The organism is Sphingorhabdus sp. (genome assembly GCF_050921905.1).
GTDB lineage: Bacteria > Pseudomonadota > Alphaproteobacteria > Sphingomonadales > Sphingomonadaceae > Sphingorhabdus_B.
The window spans coordinates 98307-119114 of record NZ_CP050888.1 but is presented as its reverse complement, the minus strand read 5'-3'; the positions used below and the strand labels follow the sequence as shown (position 1 = coordinate 119114).

General features: G+C 54.8%; 12 protein-coding genes and 1 tRNA gene. All 13 read right to left on the bottom strand.

The genetic code is table 11. The features are described 5' to 3' along the window. Positions 1-83 precede the first annotated feature (83 nt). The 13 genes from HEQ18_RS00565 to grxC all read right to left on the bottom strand — a co-directional run bounded on the left by HEQ18_RS00565 (position 84) and on the right by grxC (position 20792). A complete protein-coding gene (locus HEQ18_RS00565; protein WP_432815104.1) occupies positions 84-239 on the bottom strand; it encodes an integrin alpha in 156 nt (51 codons plus the stop codon). 242 nt (positions 240-481) lie between these two features. Beyond that, positions 482-6475: an Ig-like domain-containing protein gene (locus tag HEQ18_RS00560; protein WP_432815103.1), complete on the bottom strand. Its 5994-nt coding sequence runs from the start codon at positions 6473-6475 to the stop codon at positions 482-484. Positions 6476-6590: 115 nt separating this feature from the next. Beyond that, on the bottom strand, positions 6591-11237 hold the full coding sequence (locus HEQ18_RS00555) for a beta strand repeat-containing protein (protein WP_432815102.1): 4647 nt from the start codon (positions 11235-11237) through the stop codon (positions 6591-6593). Positions 11238-11372: 135 nt separating this feature from the next. Further along, complete coding sequence (locus HEQ18_RS00550; RefSeq protein WP_432815101.1) at positions 11373-12575, bottom strand: HlyD family efflux transporter periplasmic adaptor subunit; 1203 nt, start codon at positions 12573-12575, stop codon at positions 11373-11375. Beyond that, positions 12572-14527 (bottom strand): ATP-binding cassette domain-containing protein, encoded by a 1956-nt coding sequence (locus tag HEQ18_RS00545; RefSeq protein ID WP_432815100.1) that lies wholly within the window; start codon positions 14525-14527, stop codon positions 12572-12574. The genes HEQ18_RS00550 and HEQ18_RS00545 overlap by 4 nt, the downstream gene beginning before the upstream one ends. Positions 14528-14550: 23 nt before the next feature. Beyond that, on the bottom strand, positions 14551-14823 hold the full coding sequence (locus HEQ18_RS00540; protein WP_432815099.1) for a hypothetical protein: 273 nt from the start codon (positions 14821-14823) through the stop codon (positions 14551-14553). After that, positions 14817-16145: a TolC family protein gene (locus HEQ18_RS00535; RefSeq protein ID WP_432815098.1), complete on the bottom strand. Its 1329-nt coding sequence runs from the start codon at positions 16143-16145 to the stop codon at positions 14817-14819. The genes HEQ18_RS00540 and HEQ18_RS00535 overlap by 7 nt, the downstream gene beginning before the upstream one ends. Positions 16146-16753: 608 nt before the next feature. After that, positions 16754-17523, bottom strand: a protein-coding gene (locus tag HEQ18_RS00530; RefSeq protein ID WP_432815097.1) for an IS5 family transposase whose coding sequence is annotated in 2 segments (ribosomal slippage) — positions 16754-17206 and positions 17209-17523 — 768 coding nt in all. Because the reading frame shifts where the segments join, the coding sequence is not laid out codon by codon here. Positions 17524-17802: 279 nt separating this feature from the next. Next, on the bottom strand, positions 17803-18432 hold the full coding sequence (locus HEQ18_RS00525; RefSeq protein WP_432815096.1) for a response regulator transcription factor: 630 nt from the start codon (positions 18430-18432) through the stop codon (positions 17803-17805). Positions 18433-18696: 264 nt separating this feature from the next. Next, positions 18697-19539, bottom strand: coding sequence for a DUF4915 domain-containing protein (locus HEQ18_RS00520; RefSeq protein ID WP_432815095.1), 843 nt, complete (start codon positions 19537-19539; stop codon positions 18697-18699). Positions 19540-19922: 383 nt separating this feature from the next. Continuing rightward, positions 19923-19999 (bottom strand) — tRNA-Arg (locus tag HEQ18_RS00515). Between the two features lie 35 nt (positions 20000-20034). Further along, a complete protein-coding gene (locus HEQ18_RS00510; protein WP_397605290.1) occupies positions 20035-20523 on the bottom strand; it encodes a DUF1178 family protein in 489 nt (162 codons plus the stop codon). Beyond that, complete coding sequence (gene grxC, locus HEQ18_RS00505) at positions 20523-20792, bottom strand: glutaredoxin 3 (RefSeq protein ID WP_397605291.1); 270 nt, start codon at positions 20790-20792, stop codon at positions 20523-20525. The genes HEQ18_RS00510 and grxC overlap by 1 nt, the downstream gene beginning before the upstream one ends. Positions 20793-20808: the final 16 nt, after the last annotated feature.

The window sequence follows — 20808 nt, the reverse complement described above, 5'->3', positions numbered from 1 at the left end:
GCCGTTCACATCGCCCGCAAAGCTGACTGAGCGGCCCGAATAGTCAATGTGCCGCTGCCCCGTTGATCACAAAGCCAAGGTTGCTATTGCCGCCTTGCAATCGCCGATGAGGTCAACTGCTTGTGGTATCTCTCCCTATTGCGGTTGCCAAACACCACATAGCTCGCGCCGGAATTGACCCCGTTCAGGTCGGCACCCGGTACCCCGACGATCAGATCGTCAATGCCATCCTTGTTCACATCGCCCGCAGAGCTGACTGAGCAGCCCAGATTGTCTTGTGCACTTAACCCGAGGAATCACAAAGCCATTTAGCGGCATTGCCGCTTACAATATCCGAGAGGTTAACCGGATCGTCATCCGTCTTGCCAAACACCACAAAGGTCCCGCCGGAATTGGGGCCGTTCGTGGACCATATTAGGTGCCCCAATGATCAGATCGTCCAAACCATCGTCCGTCCACATCGCCCGCAGAGCTGACTGACCTAGGCCGCAAGGTCACCTGCCGCTGCCCCGTTGATCACAAAGCCAAGGTCGCGAGTGCCGCTTGCAACATCCGAGAGGTTAACCGACGCACCTCCAGCCTTGCCAAACACCACATAGCTCGCGCCGGCGTTACTGACCCCATTCGGGTCGGCGAACCTTGCCCCAATGATCAGATCGTCCAAACCATCATTGTTCACATCGCCCGCAGAGCGGACTGAGATGCCCGATTGGTCTCCTGCCGCTACGCCGTTGATCACAAAGCCGCCAATGCCGTTTACAATATTCGAGAGGGTAGGGATAGCAACAGGGTCGACCCCCTTCGGCGCAGCAGGCGCTGTCGTGTCGATTATTATGGTCAGTGCAGCAGATGCCACACTCACATTGCCCGCTGTGTCCGTTGCTATGGCGGTGATTGAGTGCGGAAGCACCCTAGCACCTAGCGTCACATCAAGGCTGAATGCGCCGGTTCCACTGGCGGTTGTGGTGCCAAGCGAGGTCGCGCCGTTAAACAACTGAACGCTGGCATTGGCTTCGGCCTGGCCCGTGATCGTCAAGTTTGAGACCTGGTTCGTTATATTATCGCTATCGCTCGACCCTTTGTCATCGGCCTCATCCAAATCAAGGCTGGTCGGCGCAGCAACCGTCGTGTCAACGGTTATGGCCAGTGCAGCAGATGCCACACTCGCATTGCCCGCTGAGTCAATTTCCCTGGCGGTGATGGAACGCGCGCCAGCGGCAAGCGTCACATCACGAGTGAAGTCGCCAGAGCCATTTGCAGTTGTCGTGCCAAGCGAGGTTGCGCCGTCGAACAACTCAACGGTGGCGTTGTTCCCTGCTTTGCCAGTGATCGTCAAGCCTGACGTCTGGCGCGTTAGATTATCGCTATTGCTCGACCCTGTGTCATCGTCCGCGGCCAAATCAAGACCAGTCGGCGCAGCAGCAGGTGGCGTCGTGTCGATAGTTACAGTAGCCGCCGCCGCAACCCAAGCGCTGGGGTTTCCAGCAGCATCAATGGTGCGTGCCTCAATAACGACGCCCGTCGCATCCGCCGGAATTTCGGTACCGGCAAAGGTAATCGACCATGCGCCATTGCTCGTCACGGATTTCGCGGTGCCGCCGCCTATTCTGACCTCCACTGTCGTGGAGTTTGGCGCAGTCCCCGAAATGGTAACCCCGGCATTTTTTTCCGCCGCATTGATGATATTATTTCCGGCTATCGGCGTGGTGATCAAAGGCGTAACAGGCAGGGTCAGGTCCACTTCGACATTGCGGGTGGCCGTGCCGCTGATATTGCCATTCACATCGGTTTGCACCGCCGTGATGGGACGCACTGCACCTTCTGCCGCAATTTCGGTGGTCGCGAAATTGGCGTTCCAAACGCCAGTCCCATTTGCCGTCACGGTCTTCGTCGTTGTCCCAAATGTCACCTCAACACGAGCACCGTTGGTCGCCGTGCCCGTCACCGTGATGCCGTTCGAACGTTCGGTAATGTTGATCCTGTCATCACCCGCAACCAGATTAATCACTGGAAGCGCGGGCGGCGTGGTCAGCGTGGTTACACTGCGCGTGCCATCCACCGCATTGACATTGCCCGCAGTATCCGTCGCCCGCGCCGTGATGGTGGAAGTGCCGTCCGATGGCTGTTCGGCACTGGTGTAGGTTGCGTTCCAAGCACCAAGAGTGTTGGCGGTAACATTTTTGGTAACACCGTTCCATGTGACACTAACCGCTGCACCCGCCTCCGCCGTGCCATTGACGGTGATAGTGCCAGCGCGTTCGGTCGCGTTGATCAGATCGTCAACCGCCACCGTAGAAATCACAGGCGTAGCGTGCGCGACCGTGTCAATGCGGACATTGCTTGTATTCTCAGCACTGCGATTGCCGGCTGTATCAATCGCCGTCACCCGAATCGTTGATGTTAGTATGTCTGCCGGAACCTCTGACGCCGCAAAAACTACAGTCCAGGCACCACTTGTTACCGCGACCGTTTTGGTCTGGTCGCCCCAAACAACCTCAACATTGGCGGCATCCGTGGCTGTTCCGGAAACAGTGATATCCCCTGCTTTTTCCGCCGCATTGATGATATTATTTCCGGCTATCGGCGTGGAAATCAAAGGCGTAGCGGACGCGGTCAGGTCCACTTCGACATTGCGGGTGGCCGTGCCGCTGATATTGCCATTCACATCGGTTTGCACCGCCGTGATGGGACGCACTGCACCTTCTGTCGCAACTTCGGTGGTCGCGAAATTGGCGTTCCAAACGCCAGTCCCATTTGCCGTCACGGTCTTCGTCGTTGTCCCAAATGTCACCTCAACACGAGCACCGTTGGTCGCCGTGCCCGTCACCGTGATGCCGTTCGAACGTTCGGTAATGTTGATCCTGTCATCACCCGCAACCAGATTAATCACTGGAAGCGCGGGCGGCGTGGTCAGCGTGGTTACACTGCGCGTGCCATCCACCGCATTGACATTGCCCGCAGTATCCGTCGCCCGCGCCGTAATGGTGGAAGTGCCGTCCGATGGCTGTTCGGCACTGGTGTAGGTTGCGTTCCAAGCACCAAGAGTGTTGGCGATAACATTTTTGACAAAACCGTTCCATGTGACACTAACCGCTGCACCCGCCTCCGCCGTGCCATTGACGGTGATAGTGCCAGCGCGTTCGGTCGCGTTGATCAGATCGTCACCCGCCACCGTAGAAATCACAGGCGTAGCGTGCGCGACCGTGTCAATGCGGATATTTTGCGTCGCCATGTCACTGATATTGCCAGCTTGGTCAGTTGATTGCACCGTAACCGCGGTCTGAAGCGTGTCACCCGGAATTTCCGCAGGCAAGAAACTGACAAGCCAAGCACCAGATTGGTTGATCGCGACATTCCGAGAGGTTCCACCCAATGTTACCACGACATTGGCACCCGGCTCTCCTTGACCAGTGACGGTTAAATTCGTCAACTTTTCAGCAGCATTGACGACATTGTCCGTCGCGATGGAGGCAATTATCGGTTGCTGGATAACCGTATCAATGGTGAAGGTTCGCGTGCCGGCTTCACTGACATTGCCCGAGGAGTCGGTCGCAGTCACGGACACATTTACCGTGCCGTCCAACGGGATCTGTGCAGGCGATAACGACACGCTCCATGTGCCGTTCGCGAGCGTTCTGGTAGTGCGGTTGATCAGCCCCAAATTGAGTTCGATCAACGTATTCGGCTCCGCCGTGCCGCGCAAGACAATCCCGCTCAGTTTTTCCGTCGCATTGACGATGTTGTCCGTTGCCACGGGCAAAATGACGGGCTTAGACGGAGGCTGCGCGTCGATATTCACCGTGCGTGTCGCTGCGGCGCTGACATTGCCCGCAGCGTCAGATTGTGTCGCCGTCACCAAAGTTTCGCCGTCCTCGGGAATTTGCGAACTGAGGATTCTGACGCTCCAAACGCCCAATGCATTGGCTGTCGCTGTGCGCACAAAATTGCCAAATGTCAGGCTAATAATGGCTAGCGCGTCGGCCGTACCTTGAATGTCGATACCGACACGCTTTTCAGACGGACCAATCAGATCATCGCCCGTCACCGGATTAATGATTGGTGCTAGGCTTGGTGCGACAGTGTCAATCTGGATCGAACGCGTTACCGCAGCGCTGGAGTTGCCAAACGAATCTTTTGCCACCACCGAAACAGTCGAACTGCCATCGGCCGGGATTTCAGAAGCCAAAAACGCCGTTGTCCATGTCCCCGCAGAGCCCACCAGCACATTTTTGGTGACACTGCCAAATGTGAGAACAACAATGCTGCCGGCTTCACCTGTGCCGCTAAAGGCAACACCAGCGGTTTTTTCCAAACCGTTAATCGCATTGTCGCCCGAAACCACATTTAACGTCGGTGCCGCAGGTGGCGCAATTTTAAGCGTTACCACACGCGAGGCGGTGGCCGATGCCGCATTTGGCAACGCCGCCTGCGCCTGAATGACCTTCACACCATCCGCACCAAGCTCGGCAATATCGGCGGTGGAAAGCGTATAGCTCCATGTAGTGCCGCTGACGCTCGCCGCAGATGTCTTGGTGCCGAGTAGAACCGAAACGCCCGTAGCGCCCGAAGAAACCGTCCCCGAAAGAGTGAGGTTGGCCACCTCATTTCCAGTGATGATGTTATCTGTGGCAATGGCGTTAATTGTCACCTGCGCCTCAGGTGAAGACGCCGCCAAGCTATCGGAAACCAGGTTTTGCAGCGAACCGTCGACCTTGTCTTCGGCCGCAATGGCCCCGCGCATCAAGGACACTTGACCTTGGCTGGTAAGCTCGCCGTTGCTGCCGATTGATTGACTTAAGGACGTGATCGTCGTCTGACTGTTCCCGGCGTTTAGGCTATCCATGCCAGACAGGGCAGCCAGCACCGCGCCAATCTTTTCGCCAGATGACATACCATCGTCCGGGTTGTAGCCACCTGAGTTTGTCGCAACGACAGACGATGTCGTAATATCAATCCCCGAAAGACCAAAGGCTTGTGCAGTCGCGGTGTTGGCATTTGTTGCCGCCGCGGCATTCGCAATCGTTCCACTACCATCTGCCGCCAAGCCAGCCCTGATCGCCGCGATGGTCGTCAGCGGATTGATGTTCATCGTAACCGATGTGCCTTCTACCGCCTTTGCGGCGAGCAGAACAGCATTAAGGTCCGTGGGAACCCCAGTTGCTTCGTCGAGATAATCCGCACCGGTCGTGCTATCTAAAACCCGCGCAAAAATCACATCCCCGGTGCCGACAGGCAAGTTGTTTGCCGTAAAGCTGCCATCCGCGTTTACCTTGACACCCGAAACGAGAAGCGTCCCGTTGGCAAGATAGATATCAACCGACAGGCCGTTGCCGGTAACCACTGGACCGGCAACAATCTGACCCAACAGATTGACCGCAGCGGCAACGATAATCGACCGGCTGGCTGGAGTTGTGCCAACATTACCATTCGCATCCTGTGCGGTTGCAGTAACAGGATAAGTTCCCGCGACCGGAACTTCGGTGGCTGCGTAATTGACCGACCAATTCCCTCCCATATCGGCAGCTACGGTCTTATTTATCCCGCCAAAACCGACCGTAACCATGCTCCCCGCTTCCGCCGTCCCATTAATGTTGACGCCAGACGTTTTCTCGGTTGGGCCGATAACATTATCACCGGCGACATTCGCAATTACAGGGGCAGCGGGCGGCGTTGTGTCAATCTGCACGGTCCTCGTTGCGGGATCGCTTGAGACGCCGGCTGTCGACTTTACAATCGCGCTGATCGTTGTACCTGGCGCATCTGCGGGCACTTCTGCGCTTGTAAAACTGGCCGACCAACGGCCTGCACTATCCGCCGTTACCGTTTTAGACGTGCTACCCCAGTTAACAGTTACGCTAGCGCTGGCCTCCGCGATCCCGGTTACCGCAACTCCGGCAGTCGCACCCTTCTCGGCTGCGCTGACCTTGTCATCATTGGCGACAACGTTGATCACAGGTGTCGCTGGCTTGACGTTCGTCGTTGTGCCAGTGCCAGTGCCAGTGCCCGTCGTCGGTGCTGCTGCTGCACCACCGCCGCCGCCGCCGCCAAGGACCCCTCCCAACACACCGCCCACCAATGGCGTACCAACGGCTAGCCAAGTCTTTAATCCGCCGCCCGAAGACGGCGCAGCAACGGGTGACGTTCCAACTGCCTGAGGTGCTTGTGCAACAATAACACCATCATTGGATGACGCCTGAGGCCCCGTCAAAGCAACTGAGGAAATCTCGGCAGCACCTGCGGATTGCAGCAACTCTTGCCCCGTCACTTGGTCGCCATCGCTAAACTCAACAGAAAAGCCGCTATCCAGAAGAGACTGGACCGCGCCGTCCCGGATGAAAACAGTTCGACCATCCTCGAGAACGAAAACAATGTCAGTGTCAATGACTTTAGTTTGCTTTACATTCGCCCTGAGAACATTGACTTTAACAATATTCTTTGCAGGATTTGCATTAGATCCGTTTAAGTCTTGCGCCATGTTGAGTTCCTGAATAAATATTAAAGACTATGATTAAAATTAGCTTCAACATTTTATATTTTTAAATTTGTTAAACCGAAAATTATTTGGACCGCCCAAGCGCCCCCCAAAAAAACTAAGCTAAAATGACTCCACCAGAGATGAGTTGATTGGGATTTGTCGTCGTCAGCGTTACATTTTCCAAGAAAATGGTCTGCGTGACAGTTCCTGCCCCCGCACCATCGATATCAATGGTCAAAAGGGTACCCGTTTTTCCAACATCCCAACCTGTTGCACCAGGCAGGGTCACTCCATTCTGCACGGATATCCACTGAAATATGTCGGATGTGCCAGCTTGATATCCCACGAGCAAAGCCGTAAGGTCCAGCTTGTCACCGCTTGTGCCATTCCACGCAGTAAAGTCCCGTATGACATCGGTAGCACCAAGGCCGGCATCGCCCGATCCCCAGACAAAAATGTCATTATCAAGGCCCTGAATAAGCCCGCTGCCATGGCCATAAAGGACATCATTGCCTTCGCCACCTCTGATGGTGTCATTTCCATCCCCACCAATCAAAAGATCGGCCGTGTTCGTGCCCGTTAGGATATCATCAAGACTCACAGAAAGGCTGATCGGCACAAAGAAAATCTGAGCAGCCTTCGCCGCGGAGGAAATTACCCCGTCACTCACCGCCACGTTAAAGGTCGGCGCGTTGACAGAGTTGTCATGTACAAATGTTACCAGTCCATCTTGGACATCTTTGAGTGTAAATTGGGTGATAGCGAACCCACCCTTGCGGAATTCACCATTTGTCAGACCGGAAATGGTAATGCTCGTAGAAGTGGCGCTCACCCCATTGGCCGATAATGCAAAAATGTTCTTCGTTACAATAAGCTCGGCCCCTTTGGTCAACGCCATATATGGCGTCGCCGCAACCTGAACAGTGGCTATTGACGTGGCTACATTGTTTGCCGCGTCTGACACTGTTATCAAGGCAATTCGAACCCCATCTGCAGGCACATTTGCCGGTTCGAACAGGGCAGACCAAGCGCCCGTGCCATTCGCATTTACAGTCTTGGACGATCCTCCCCATTGGACCACAACTTGCGCATTGGCTTCCGCCGTACCCGCGAAGGTCACGCCTTGCGCCTGCTCCAGAATGTCCACAACCTGATCCGTTGCAACAGCCGACAGTTGAGCTGCGGCCGGTGCGACCGTATCGATCACAATAGCCGGTTTTGAGACGGTTGTGCTGTTTCCTGCAACGTCGGTCGCTGATACGGTAATTGAACGACTACCATCCGCCGGCACTTCGGACGAAAGAAATTTGACTGACCATATTCCATTAGCACCAACGGGTGCCGCAGTCTTAACCACTGTTCCCCAAGTGGCAACAACAGAAGAGCCGGGTTCAAACGTGCCCGCTACTGTGACGCCCGCCGCCTTCTCGGCAAGGTTTACAACATTATCACCGCTGACGTCGTCAATCACGAGTTCATCTGCGCCGGTGTCAATGACTACGGCAGTAGCATTTGAATATGCGACGCTTTCATTCTCTGCCGCATCAGTCTGCAACACCCGTATCTGTCCAATTGTATATTTACCGTCATCAACGGGGAAGGTCGTTCCGCTTCCAGGTTCCCAACTTGCACCGCCATCGATAGAATAGCTCCAGCTTGCGCCAGGCTCCACACCAAGAACCTTAAAGCTACCGTTCCTGGTGATTTGATCCGTCGACGATTTTCCGGTGTCTAACACCAAGCTGACGTTAGGCGTCAATGGAATGCCCGAGTCAATCGTGATCGGAAGCGTCGAAATTTGGCTGATATTGCCAGCAGAATCCGTTGCCTTTGCTTGAACGGTCGTCGAACCATCTGCCGGAACATCCCCAGCCGCAAATGTCACGGTCCAAGCACCCGAAGAAGAAGAGGCATTTGTAGATTTCGAGGCCTCACCCCATTTGATATCTACTTTGCTGCCCGCCTCGGCTGTGCCTGACACAACAACACCGGCCGACTTTTCCAGCGCATTCACTACGTTATTCTGCGCTATCGTATCTATCAAAACTGGGTCCGGGCTGACGGTGTCAATTGCAACTGGTCGACTCGAAGAACCAAATTCAGCGCCAAATGCATCAACGATTGTTGCCGTAACTGTCGCATTCCCGTCTGCCGGATTATCCGCTAGACCAAATTGCGCAATCCAATTCCCAAGCGGATCGGTCTTCGCCGTCACAGTTGCGGATCCCCAGACGATGCGAACCAGTGCATTGGGCGGCGCGAGGCCTTTCAACGCGATCCCGTTTGCACTTTCGGCAGCATTGACCACGTCGTCGCCCATGACGGGCAGAATAACAGGCGCAGTAAGGGCACCATAAAGTGTAACATCTCGGGTTGCATTATCACTCAAGTTACCCGCAGAATCTTCGGCTTGGACCGTAATAATGCGCACGCCCGGAGCCGGAATTCCAGAGGCTGGAATGGGGATCGTCCATTCACCAAGACCGTTGGCAAAGGCGGAATATGGAGTGCCAATTCCCCAACTTAGAAGGACCTTCGTCCCAGGATCAGCTACCCCAGTCAAAACAATGCCACTTACAACTTCAGGTGCGCCAAGCACATCATCTTGGCTCAGCACATTAATGATTGGCTTTGCCGGCGGCGTCGTATCGACAGAGACATTGCGGGTTATAGCCTGCCCAGCATTGTTATTAACGTCGGTTGCAACGACCGAGACGGTCGTGTTTCCGCTCGCTGGCGCTTGAGCAGACGGAACTGTCAACGTCCAGCTACCAGCGAGGTTCGCTTGCGTCGAAAACGCCACACCGCCCCAAGTCAACAGAATGGATGATTTTGCCTCGGCAGTTCCGGAAATGACCACGCCAGCCAATTTTTCGGCTGCATTGACAACATCATTCCCTGAAATCATATTGATAGTGGCAACGGGTCCAGAGGTGTCGAGCAGGATTGCCCGCGACGAAGTGACGGATTGTCCCTGACCCAATACAGCCGTGGCGACCAAAATCTTTGCGCCATTCGAACCCAATGCAGAAGCATCAGAAGCGGAAAGGGCGTATGACCAAGTTCCATTGGTTATGGTAGCATTTGCGGTCCAACTGCCAAGGCTGAGAACCACCGAAGTCGCCCCTGTTGCCACAGTTCCTGTAAGGACAAGTCCATTAAGTTCAGATGCGGAAACGACATTGTCAGTCGCGACAGATGCGATGCTCAGGCCAACTGACTGCTGCGTTGCTGCCAACAGACTTGAAACTACATCTTCCAGCTTCCCAACGGTGCCTGGCGCTGCTGCTGCTGCGCCATTGAGAAGAGCCGCCTGACCGTCTGCGCTAATAGACTGACCACCCAGACCGATCTGCGCCGCCAAGAACGACAAAGACGTTTGCGTGTTACCTGCATTTGTTACGTCAAGACCGGAAAGTGCAGCCAAAACTGCGCCAAGCTTTTCACCTGAACTCAAACCATCCGATGGGACATAACTACCGCCATTGGTCGGGACAGGAACCACATTCACAGTGTCAAGGCCAAAGGCCTTTGCCACAAGCGTATTGGCATTCAGAACGGCAGCAGCATTGCTGACTGTCCCGCTGCCATCGGCACTAAGGCCAGCCTTGATCGCCGCCAAAGTGGTCACAGGGTTAACCTGCGCCTGAATTGGAGCAGACAGGTTCGAAACGATCACGGTGGCAAAAAGCGCAGCGTTAAGGTCTTTCGCTGCTCCGGTCGCTTCGTCAGAATAGTCGGCACCTGTGCTGGAGTCAGTGACCTTCGCAATCAGCACATCGCCAAGATTTGCAGACACACGGGTCGAAAAACTTCCGTTACTTGCAACGGCGACACCCGACTGAAGAAGCGCACCCGCGCTGGTAAAAATGGACACGGTCAGGCCGTGGCCCGCAACCAGCGGGCCAGCGACAATGTTACCTTGAATGAGAACGCGGGCATCGACAGTTACAGCCCGCTGTGCCTCGGCAGATACATTTCCGGCCAGATCGGTCAATGTGACCCGTACTGTCGTTGCGCCATCGGCGGGCACATCTGCCGATGCAAACTGGACACTCCATGCGCCAGACGCATTCACCGTCGCGGCCTTCTTAACCGCGCCCCAAGCAACAGACACAGCGCCACCAGCTTCACCTGTACCACTCAAGGTAATACCCGCAGCCTTTTCCGTGACGCTCACGGTCCCGTCCCCTGCGACCTGCGCAATAATGGCTACCGAAGGTGCCGTGGCGTCAACGATCACAGCGCCAGCGGGTTTACCCGTCGTGCTTACATTGCCCGCGGCATCCTTTTGACGGACAAGAACAGAGCCATCGGCATAAGTCCCGGCGGTGAGTGTAAAGCTTGTCGCGCTGCCCGGCTGCCAGCTTGTTCCGCCATTGGTCGAATATTCCCAAGTCGCGCCCGTTTCGAGGCCGCCAACATCGATGCGACCGTTGTTGGTGATGCGATCAGTGGAAGAGCTGCCTGTGTCGGTTGAAAGAGAAACCGTTGGTGCGGTAGGTGCCGTTGTATCCTTGGGGGGTTCGGGAGCGGGTGACGAGCCGCTGCCTCCAGCTAGAGCCAAGCCGGCGCCAACTACAGCAAGACCACCGACCACATATAAAACGGTGCTACCGCCGCCAGATGCCTTTTCTTCGCCCTTACCGTTCGCGGACTGCTCCTGACTATCTGCATAAGCCAAATCCTGCTGGGTCGGAGCCACCTTCTTGCCCCGGCGCTTGCCTTTGGACTGCTTACCTACACCCAATGGATCAACCAAAATGCCTGCTGCTTGGATCGGGATCTGAACTGACGGCGCATAGTCCCTAACAGCACCGCTTTGCGACGGAACCTGGCGACTATTGTGATCAGAGATCAGATTTTGGTTGTTTATGTCCCTCATCCTTTAACCTTATCAACGTTCCCCAAGCGAGTTGGATAAGGTTTTCGTTATGGGAGTGGTGAGGTAACTAAGCACTGTGCGGGTCCGGCTGCGAACTTCCACGGTCGCGGTCATTCCAGCGTTAATTTTGACTTTGCTCGCTGCGTTTAATTTTGGATCAAGGCGCACAAGAACCCGATAGTAAATCGTCTCCGAACCCTGCGGGCCGGGCTCGGTCAGCGTGTCCGGACTGATATAGTCCACCCAGCCTTCAAGACTTCCGTAAAGCCCGGAATCATAAGCATCGAGCTTCACTGTCGCAGGAAGACCAACCCGAAGCGACGAAACGTCGGTGGGTAGATATTTAGCCTCCACAATCAGATTTCCGGATGTCGGAAGAATTTGCAGGATAGGCTCACCTTGACGAACTGCGGCACCCGGGGTGGTGACATCAATGGATTTCACCTGCCCATCAAGCGGAGCACGCAAGTCCGTCATTTGCAAGACAGCGGTCCGTTCGCGAAGCAATTCCTCTTGCGCGGCCAGATCTTCCTCTGCCTTCACCATTTCGGCTTGGGCATCCTGAAAAAAGCGATTGCGCAAGGAAACAATCTGACCGTCTAATTCGGCGCGAGACCGCTTTAGACGGATCACTTCAGCCTGACCGACGTCTCCGGACGCCAGCAGCGGCTCGGAAATTGCCAATTCCTGCGCGGCAAGATTCCGGTTTGTTTCTAACGCGCCAATGCCCTCACGCAGCGCTTGGCGTCGACGCTGGAACAACTGCCTCTGGTTTTCCTTAAACACGGGCCACGCATCAAGTTCAGGCGGGAATTGGAGGTCCTCACCATAAACTTCGGCACGCAATCTTGCGAGCGCAGCCTTCAGTGCAGCTACTTTATTCTGGCTATCATCATAGGCTGCCATGACCCGGCTTTGGTCCAACTGCGCAAGCAGTTGCCCCTTTTTTACCATCTGCCCTTCGCGAACATACATTTGGGCAAGCACGCCATTATCGGTGGCTTCGATCATCTGCGTACGCTCAACCGCAATCACCTGACCGCGCGCGCGCACGAGTTGATCAATTTCTGCAAATCCGGCCCACAGGATGATCGCCGTAATCGCCACCAGCGATGACAATACAATGATAACGGCACGGGACGGGCGACGCAGCGCCGAACCAAGGCTGCCAGCCTGCGCGCGCGAGGATTTTGAACGATGTTCGATCATATTCATGAATGAGCCTGCACAGAAGAGCGAAGATTTGAACTGGTGGTGACGATGCCGCTCTGCTGTTGCTGAGCCGCAGCGGCTCTTTGACGCAACGCGTCCAGAACCTTGTCCTTTGGACCATCCAGTGCGATGCCTTGAGGGGTTAAAACGACAAGCCGATCCACAAGATCAAGCAAGCGTGCTTTGTGCGTGACGAGAACAAGCGTCTGGCCCGAACGAACATGCTGCTTCAACGCCATAAGGCACCGTTCCTCGGTCCCTTCGTCCATAGACGATGTCGGTTCATCCAGCAGCCACAATGAAGACTGGCACAACAGCAGACGTGTGAGCGCCACAAGCTGCTTTTGCCCCCCAGACAGGCCCTCTCCGCCTTCCGAAATGCGCGCATCCAATCCTTCCGGACGGCCAGCAATCTGTTCCGCCAGTCCCGTTGTTTGGATCGCGGCCATCAGCACATCTTCTGCGACATAAGGGAGGCCAAGGGTAAGGTTTTGCCGCAACGTCCCGCTGATCAATCTCGTGGTCTGCGGCAAATATCCGATCAACTCTGATCGCCGATCCGCAGCGATATGCTGCACATCCATGCCGTCGAGGCACACCACGCCCTTCGACGCCTTTATAACGCCAGCAAAAAGCTTCAAAAGCGTGCTCTTCCCGGACCCGACCGATCCAATGACTCCGACCCGCTCGCCCGGTTGAACCGTAAAGCCGTTCAACGCGAAGGGCGTTGTCTGCCCCCGCCAAGCAAATTCGACGTTGCGGACCTCAAGCTTACCTTGCACAAATGTCGGCGACAGTGACTGAAGAACTCCATGATTGTCGCGTTCAAGTTCAAACAGCTTTTCAAGATGGTCGAGCGCAATTTTTGAATTGCCCCACTGCACCAGCAGGCCCGGCAAAGCTGCAACCGGACCGAGGACCCGACCCGATATTATCGAACAGGCGATAATCGCCCCTACCGTCATTGTTCGGCCGTCCACGGCCAAATAGGCTCCAGCGGCGACAAGAAAAACATAGCTAAGCTGCTGCATAAGGCCGGAAAAATGTGCAGCATAATCATTGAGCTGCTTGAGCTTCATCGTTTCATTAGCGCTTTCCCGCGATAGGGAATTCCAACGGCCCTGCAGCAACCATCCTGCGCCCGCTGCCTTCACCGATTCTGCGGACTGAATCGTTTCAACAAGGACACCTTGACGCATATTCGCGACCGTCATTTCATTGGTCGCATGTTTGGCAATGGCACGACGCAGGGAAAGGCCGCCAGCGGCAGCAATCACAAAGGCTATCGCCGGAACCATAGCCACGGTAAATCCACCGATCATCCAGATGACCAGCAGAAAGAAAACGGCAAAGGGCAGGTCCGTTGCCAAATAGATTATTCTGGCAAGGGCAAAGGCACGTACGGTTTCAAAACCACGCACCTGCGCCGCCAATGTCCCAAGACTTGGCGGCATTTGGTCCAAGCGAACCGACAACAGTCGCGCGTAGACAGAAACCGAGGCGTCCACATCAATCGCGTTAATGGCCCGATCCATAATGGCCGAGCGCGCCACCTTAAGTCCCAATTCAACGACAATCGCGATGACAACACCGACGGTGAGGACAATCAAAGTTGACAGGCCACCCTGCCCAATAACGCGGTCATAGACTTGCATCGAATATATCGAAGTCGCCAATAACAATATCGAGCTCAGCGCTGTCGCAACCGCAGCTAAGGGTACCCAAGCCCGATCCTTGCGCAATATCGTCTCGAACAACTCCTCGGCGGTTTGTGCCTCAGCCTTTTTGCGGGCGGGCGACGCCGGCAAGAATATTGTCCCCGCAGGCCACGCGCTATATTGCCGCCGACCAATTTGCGTTTCCACCAGCCATTCACCAGGACCGCCGGCTGCGTAGACAAAGGCATAGCCATGATCCGGAATAAGGGCGACCGTCGGTAGCGCGATAGATGCCAAGCTCGGTTGTCCAGTCCCCTGCCTCAATGCTTCAGTTTTTCGAATAACTCAAGAAGTGCGACCTGATGAAAATCGGGCGCATCTTCCAATAGAAAATGCCGGGCCAGCGTAACTGAATCCCTGCTCAACAGCCGATAGTCTGTGACACCGGCGGAAACGAGTTGCTGGCTCAGCCACATGAGCCCTTCGTGCGAAAAAGACGCATCGCGGGTCGCGGAAAGGACGACCGCAACGCCATCGTCGTCCGCGCCGTCCATCATCGTTACCACGCCGTCACTGCCAAAGGCATCTACCATTTTATCTGCCCTGTCTGGAGTTGCAGACGATAGCTTGAAACGAGATATTGGACTTCTGCATCCGCAAGAGCGCGCTCATTTTCTGTGACTTCGCGCACGACGTTCAACACGTCGAGCCAACTGCGTTTCCCCGCAAGGAAAAGGCGGCTGTAAGAACCAAAAGTCTCTTCCTGAAGCATGAGGTTTAAGCGCAAGGATTCGACCAGCCGAGACGCCGCATCCCGCGTTTCTAAGTCGGTGCGGACAGAAGCCCGAATATCTTCCCGCGCAGCATCTAATGAAAGTTGGGCGCCTTCAGCCTGCGCCCGTGCTGCATCCACCCGTGACAAAGACGACAGGCCGGACCCGAAGCTATATTGCAAGCCGAATAGAACACGGCTGGCAGGGAAAGCAGATGTGTCATAACGCCCATCATCAATGCGCTGCTCAAACTTGCCATAGAGCGTTGGTTTCATGGCATTGCGGGCGCGCGCACTGTCGACGTTAGCCACTTCAACATCGCCGCGCGCGCGTTTCAGAACAGGGCTGTAGCTGAGGCTTTGTTCAACAGGGTCCTGCGCGACTGAGGGGTCATCCGACAATGTCTGTGCGAGCATCGTTGGCAAAACGACGTCTTGCATCGTCAAAGGCGCACCGAGAAGTTCGCTTAACCCAGCAAGGGCAGCGTTCTGACGCGCCGTGAGGCTTACGATATTATTTTCCGACTGGCGTATGCGGGTCAGTACCAGGTTGAGGTCCACGGGTGCCGAAACGCCGGCTGTCACTCGGCGACCGATCATCCCCTCCAATGCGCCCAACCGGGCCAAATCTTGGCGAAACACGTCGAGGGATCGGGATGCTGACAACAGTTGCCCAAACAAATCCAACACCCGAAAGCTCAGCACATATTGCGCCTCTTCCACCCGCACATTCGCAACGCTCGCACGGGACTTTGCGGCCTTCAGATCGGATTCCAGCCTTCCAAAACTGTAAATGGGCTGAGAAACAGAGGCGATGAGCTGACGATCTTTTCCACTGCTCTCGACCTGAACTGCGGGAGCGGGAAAAAATTGCCAACGTGCGGCTGCGACATCATAGCCTGCGGCCGAGGCTGCGGCAGATTGCGAACGAATACGCGGGTTTCGCGCCGCCACTTCACTTACCAGCCGCTCGAATGTCCACGCAGGCTGTGATTCATCCGTGAGGACCTCTGTTACAGCCCCATCAGATGCCACAGTTTCATCAGCCGCGACCTGCGCGGCCACAACGGGGCTTGGCACGGCCCAGAGTGTGGAAAAAACCAACCCGCCAAGCACCGGCGCAAGCAGACGCAGCTGAGGCATTCTGCCAAGCAAAGAAAATGGGCGGAGCAAGGAGAAGGGCGAACCGTAAACGCTAAGCCCAGCCGGGAAAACTTTCGTAAAAACTTGGACCAACTTACCCTCCAAAACCCCCGGCATCAAATCAATCTAAATTCATCAATCTATTACGTCGCGGTAACCAAAATGTTTATTACCGACAGAAGTGGCCAAACATTTTCCCTTCCGCTCTCCACTCTCAAAAACTGGGCTATGATTTTGAACCCAGGCGCGAGAAACAATGCAATCGAATGCAACTCTGTTCAGGACATTCAACTGAGCGCGGCCATGCCATCGACCCGATCAACCTCAAAAACAATTAATCGATTGATAAATTAACTAGTTTTTTGGGGATGAATTTCTTCTAAAAGTTAAGTTTTTTTATAATTTAGGTTATATAACTAATCTTATAGATTAGTTCATTCCCTAAAGGCTTAACCAAATTGGAGCAATTAATGCTTTGCGGCAAACACCGGTAGAAAGAGAAGTTTCGCCAGACACAGGCCGTGTGATGGCTACTCAAACGCAGCACCTGAGAGCAATCACATAACCCATGCGATGTTCTTTTCATCGCCAGCTTGAGCGCAGCAAAACTAGGTCACAGACTCATTATGTCTCAACCAGATCCGGATTGATGCGAGTTGGACAGATGCGAGATAATTATCGTCTCTTTGATCGTATCGCGTGGCAACTGCTCTGAAGTGCTTGAGTTTATTAAAGAAGCGCTCGACGAGGTTGCGTTGCTTATAGAGGAGGTGACTAAATACCGGTTTGATCACGCGTTGCGGCATGGCGCGGATATTGGCCCTGGCACCGCGCGCCTCCATTTCGGCGCGCAACGCATCGGAGTCATAAGCCCGGTCGGCGAGCAGGATATCCCCTTTGCCGACGGTATCGAACATGTCTACTGCACTGCGACCATCGGCGGCTTGCCCTTCGGTCAGCTTGAGCATGATCGGCATGCCCATCGCATCGACCAGTGCATGTATCTTGGTGGTCAGGCCGCCACGCGAGTGACCCATGCAACGGGATCGCTGGTCTTTTTTTTACCATTGGCTCCATGTTGATGAACCCGGATCGAGGACGAGTCGATCATCTGGATATCGCCTTCGTAAGCCACGGAAACTGCATCCAATATATGCTTCCACACACCAGCTCTGCGCCAGCGGTTGAACCGGTTCACACAGGTCGTATACGGACCGTATCGCGCCGGAATATCCGCCCAAGGCGCGCCAGTGCGTAACCGCCAGAATATCCCGTTCAAAACCCGCCGATCATCAACCCGCTTCACGCCACGCACCTTGGTCGGCAACAAAGGCTGGATCACCAACCACTCGAAATCTGTCAAATCAAACCGTGCCATCAACTTCTCCCTTTCAGGAAAAGCATTGAATCAGATATCAATCACTTTGGGAATCTAATTTATGAGTATGTGACCTAGGGTCAGGTCCTATCAAATCAACTTTCGCGGTTTGCGGCCATTTTATTCAGTGCAAGGCGGCAAAGTGCTGGCTTAGTGGTTCTAAGCCTGCGCTTTGCCAACGCAGATATGGACAAAAAGGGTCAAGATCAAAAGACGCCAAAATGGTTCAAATCCCTCGCCATTTTCACGCCGCGAAATTGAGTTTAAGTGGCCCTGTCCCTAAGCTGCCAGCCTACTACCGTTTGAGAAGATACCAAATTGCAGAATAAGCTGACTAATCGACGATACGCCAAGCTTTTGCATCATGTTGCGACGATGAACCTTCACTGTTGCTTCTGACACACCCAGTTCATGCGCAATTTGCTTTGCGAGCTTGCCACTGCAAAGTGCCACGAAAATCTCTCGCTCTCGCGGGGTCAATGCATTGACATGATTCAGTTTTTGCATGCGTCGTTGCAATTCGAGTTCACGCTCCCGCAAATCCTGCATGGCAACGCTTATGGCGTCCAACAGATCCTGCTCGCGAACGGGCTTGGTTAGAAAATCGACAGCTTTTGCTTTCATCGCTTTGACGGCCATTTCAACATCGCCATGGCCAGTGATGAAGATCATGGGTGCGACGCTTCCCATCTCAGCCAGCCTTCGCTGGATTTCTAGGCCACCAATGCCGCGCAGTCGCACGTCGAGGACGATGCAACCTGATAGCCCGTCATGTGCAGCGAGTAAAAATGCTTCACCATCATCGAACAATTCAACGTCATAGTCTAATGACCGCAACATGACCGCCAGCGAAGCGCGAAACGCCAGGTCATTATCAATAACGTAAATTTTTCGCTTGAAATCGTGCATTTCACTCCGCATCCCATTTGCATTCAGTTGCATATCAAGGCGTTTGCTCGGCACCAAATGCATTCTTCGAAGATGGTAAAGCTATTACACCATTTTACAAAATACTGCAGGCTTAATGACTGCCTCAGGCGATGAGAAAACAACCATTGTGTTGCGCCTAAGGCACCGTCCAATGTGAAGATGGCCTTAACATATCCGCATTACGTATCATGAGGCGCAACTTAAGATTATGACGCGATCACAATATATTGCATGGTAGACACGCTACCTCCTGATCACCGCAACGTCGAAAATTTCCGTGACAGCACCATCAATGCGGAACCACTCTGTGCAGACGCCTTTCGCCAGGTCGATAATCTGGACCCCGCACCAAGCTTCGCTTTCAACATCGTGCAGCTTTTGATCGAGGGTGACGCCTTCCACGGTCCCACTGCGCGGCTTGGACAGGCCGACAAAAGCAAAGTCATTATAGATGACCAACTCGCGGGCAAAGCCCGGGCAAAACACGCGCGGTTCGAATGTGCCTCTGCCCGAAGCGGCGCCCGCAACCACGCCAAGTTCGCCTGTACCGGAATTGAGCACCCAAAGATCGCCCTTGTGCAAGCGAGGCGCATGTGGCTTTGACAGCCCCTCGCACACAATCTTACCGGTGCGGGCATCAATGACCACGCCGCCGTGATATTCGCGGTCCAGCCAGCCATCGATTGTATCGGAGCGGATAATTGCACTGACATAAGCCGGCTGACCGCCCTCCATCGCGAGACCATTAATCTGGCACCGGTCCTCGTCCGCCAAAGCCGGGATGAAGGGCGGCCGCCACGGGCCGCGATAGCTGTGGTGCGGAAGCTCGGTCGCAAAGAGCGCAGACGCGTTCGTGCCATCATTGACGCATATATCCAAGGGTTGGCCCAAGGCGAACGGATGCACCGCCCCCTCGCCTTCGGCAGTATTCCGAAGCGTGTATAGCAAGCCCGATTGATAAGATGAAAACAGGATGGAAACGCCTTGCGCGGCAAGAAGCGCCGACAGTCCGTCCGACTGGTGGAATGTCGTGACCTCATCCCGCGTGGCGACATCGACATTCATTATGGGATTAACATAATTCAAAATGCATACCTCATGGCCAAGCATGCGCCGCAGCCGCTGATGTTAAAGAAACCAACATATCTTTAGTTATACACCAAATGGTTACCATTTCCTTAACGCCATGCCAAATAAATAACTCTCATTTTTGAGAGAATAGCATCTAATTTACAGTGCGTTACGAATTGAAATTCCTCCTGCTACGTAACGCCCGATTAGGCAGCGCTGACCATCGGAAAAACACCGTTGCGCGCAGGTCACGGGCGGAAAATCGCATTTGGCCGTGAACGCATGTGCATCGCGCTTGGGCCCGGTTGTCGCCCCAGCGCAGTGGTCATCAGCGAGACGCGATAGGCTCCTGCCTTCGCGGGTGCGCCCTACCCTTGACCTGATTTTTCGGAAAAACTTGGTGCACCCAACTGGATTCGAACCAGTGGCCCCCAGATTAGGAATCTGATGCTCTATCCTGCTGAGCTATGGGTGCGATGCCCACGGTCATAGCTGCGCGCAACCGGACGGTCAATTTTTTGCCGAGGGCGGGACGACCGGAAACAACAAAGGCGCAATGCCGACGCCTTCTTCAACCAATGCCTTTGCCTCATCACTGCTGGTTTCACCGTGAATGAGGCGATCGGGTTCTTCGCCATAATATATGGCGCGCGCGGTTTCTGCGAAGTTGCCGCCCACCCATTGCGATTTATCCAGCATTTCGGATTGCGCTCGGGCCAATTTTTGGACCAGTTCCGCCATGGCTGGGGGCAGGATGGCATTTGCGGGCGCATCCGCCACCGTTTCGGCTGCGGCGGGAGCGACCGAAGGCAAAAGGGCGGGCCGTTGGTTGCCCTTGCGCGGCACATTGGGCACCGACAGCGCCTTTTGAATCATGCCGTCATTGCAGGTTGGGCAAGCGAGCAGACCGCTGGATTTCTGAGCATCAAAATCGGCAGAGGACGCGAACCAGCCCTCGAACTGGTGTCCGTTACTGCAGTTCAAGTCAAATGTGATCATTACGCGCCGCCAACTCCCAGCAAGCTATCCAGCTTTCCTTGGGCATCGAGCGCACGCAAGTCATCCGAGCCGCCAATCGCGACGTCATTGATGAAAATCTGCGGCACGGTTTGGGCACCCGGCGCACGTGCGACCATCTCGGCGCGCTTTGCGCCGCCCATCGTGACGTCATATTCGGTATAACTGACGCCCTTGCTATCCAAAAGATGTGTGGCCCGCACACAATAAGGGCAGGCGAATTTGGTGTAGATTTCAACGTTTACAGTCATAGAACTGAAATGGTGA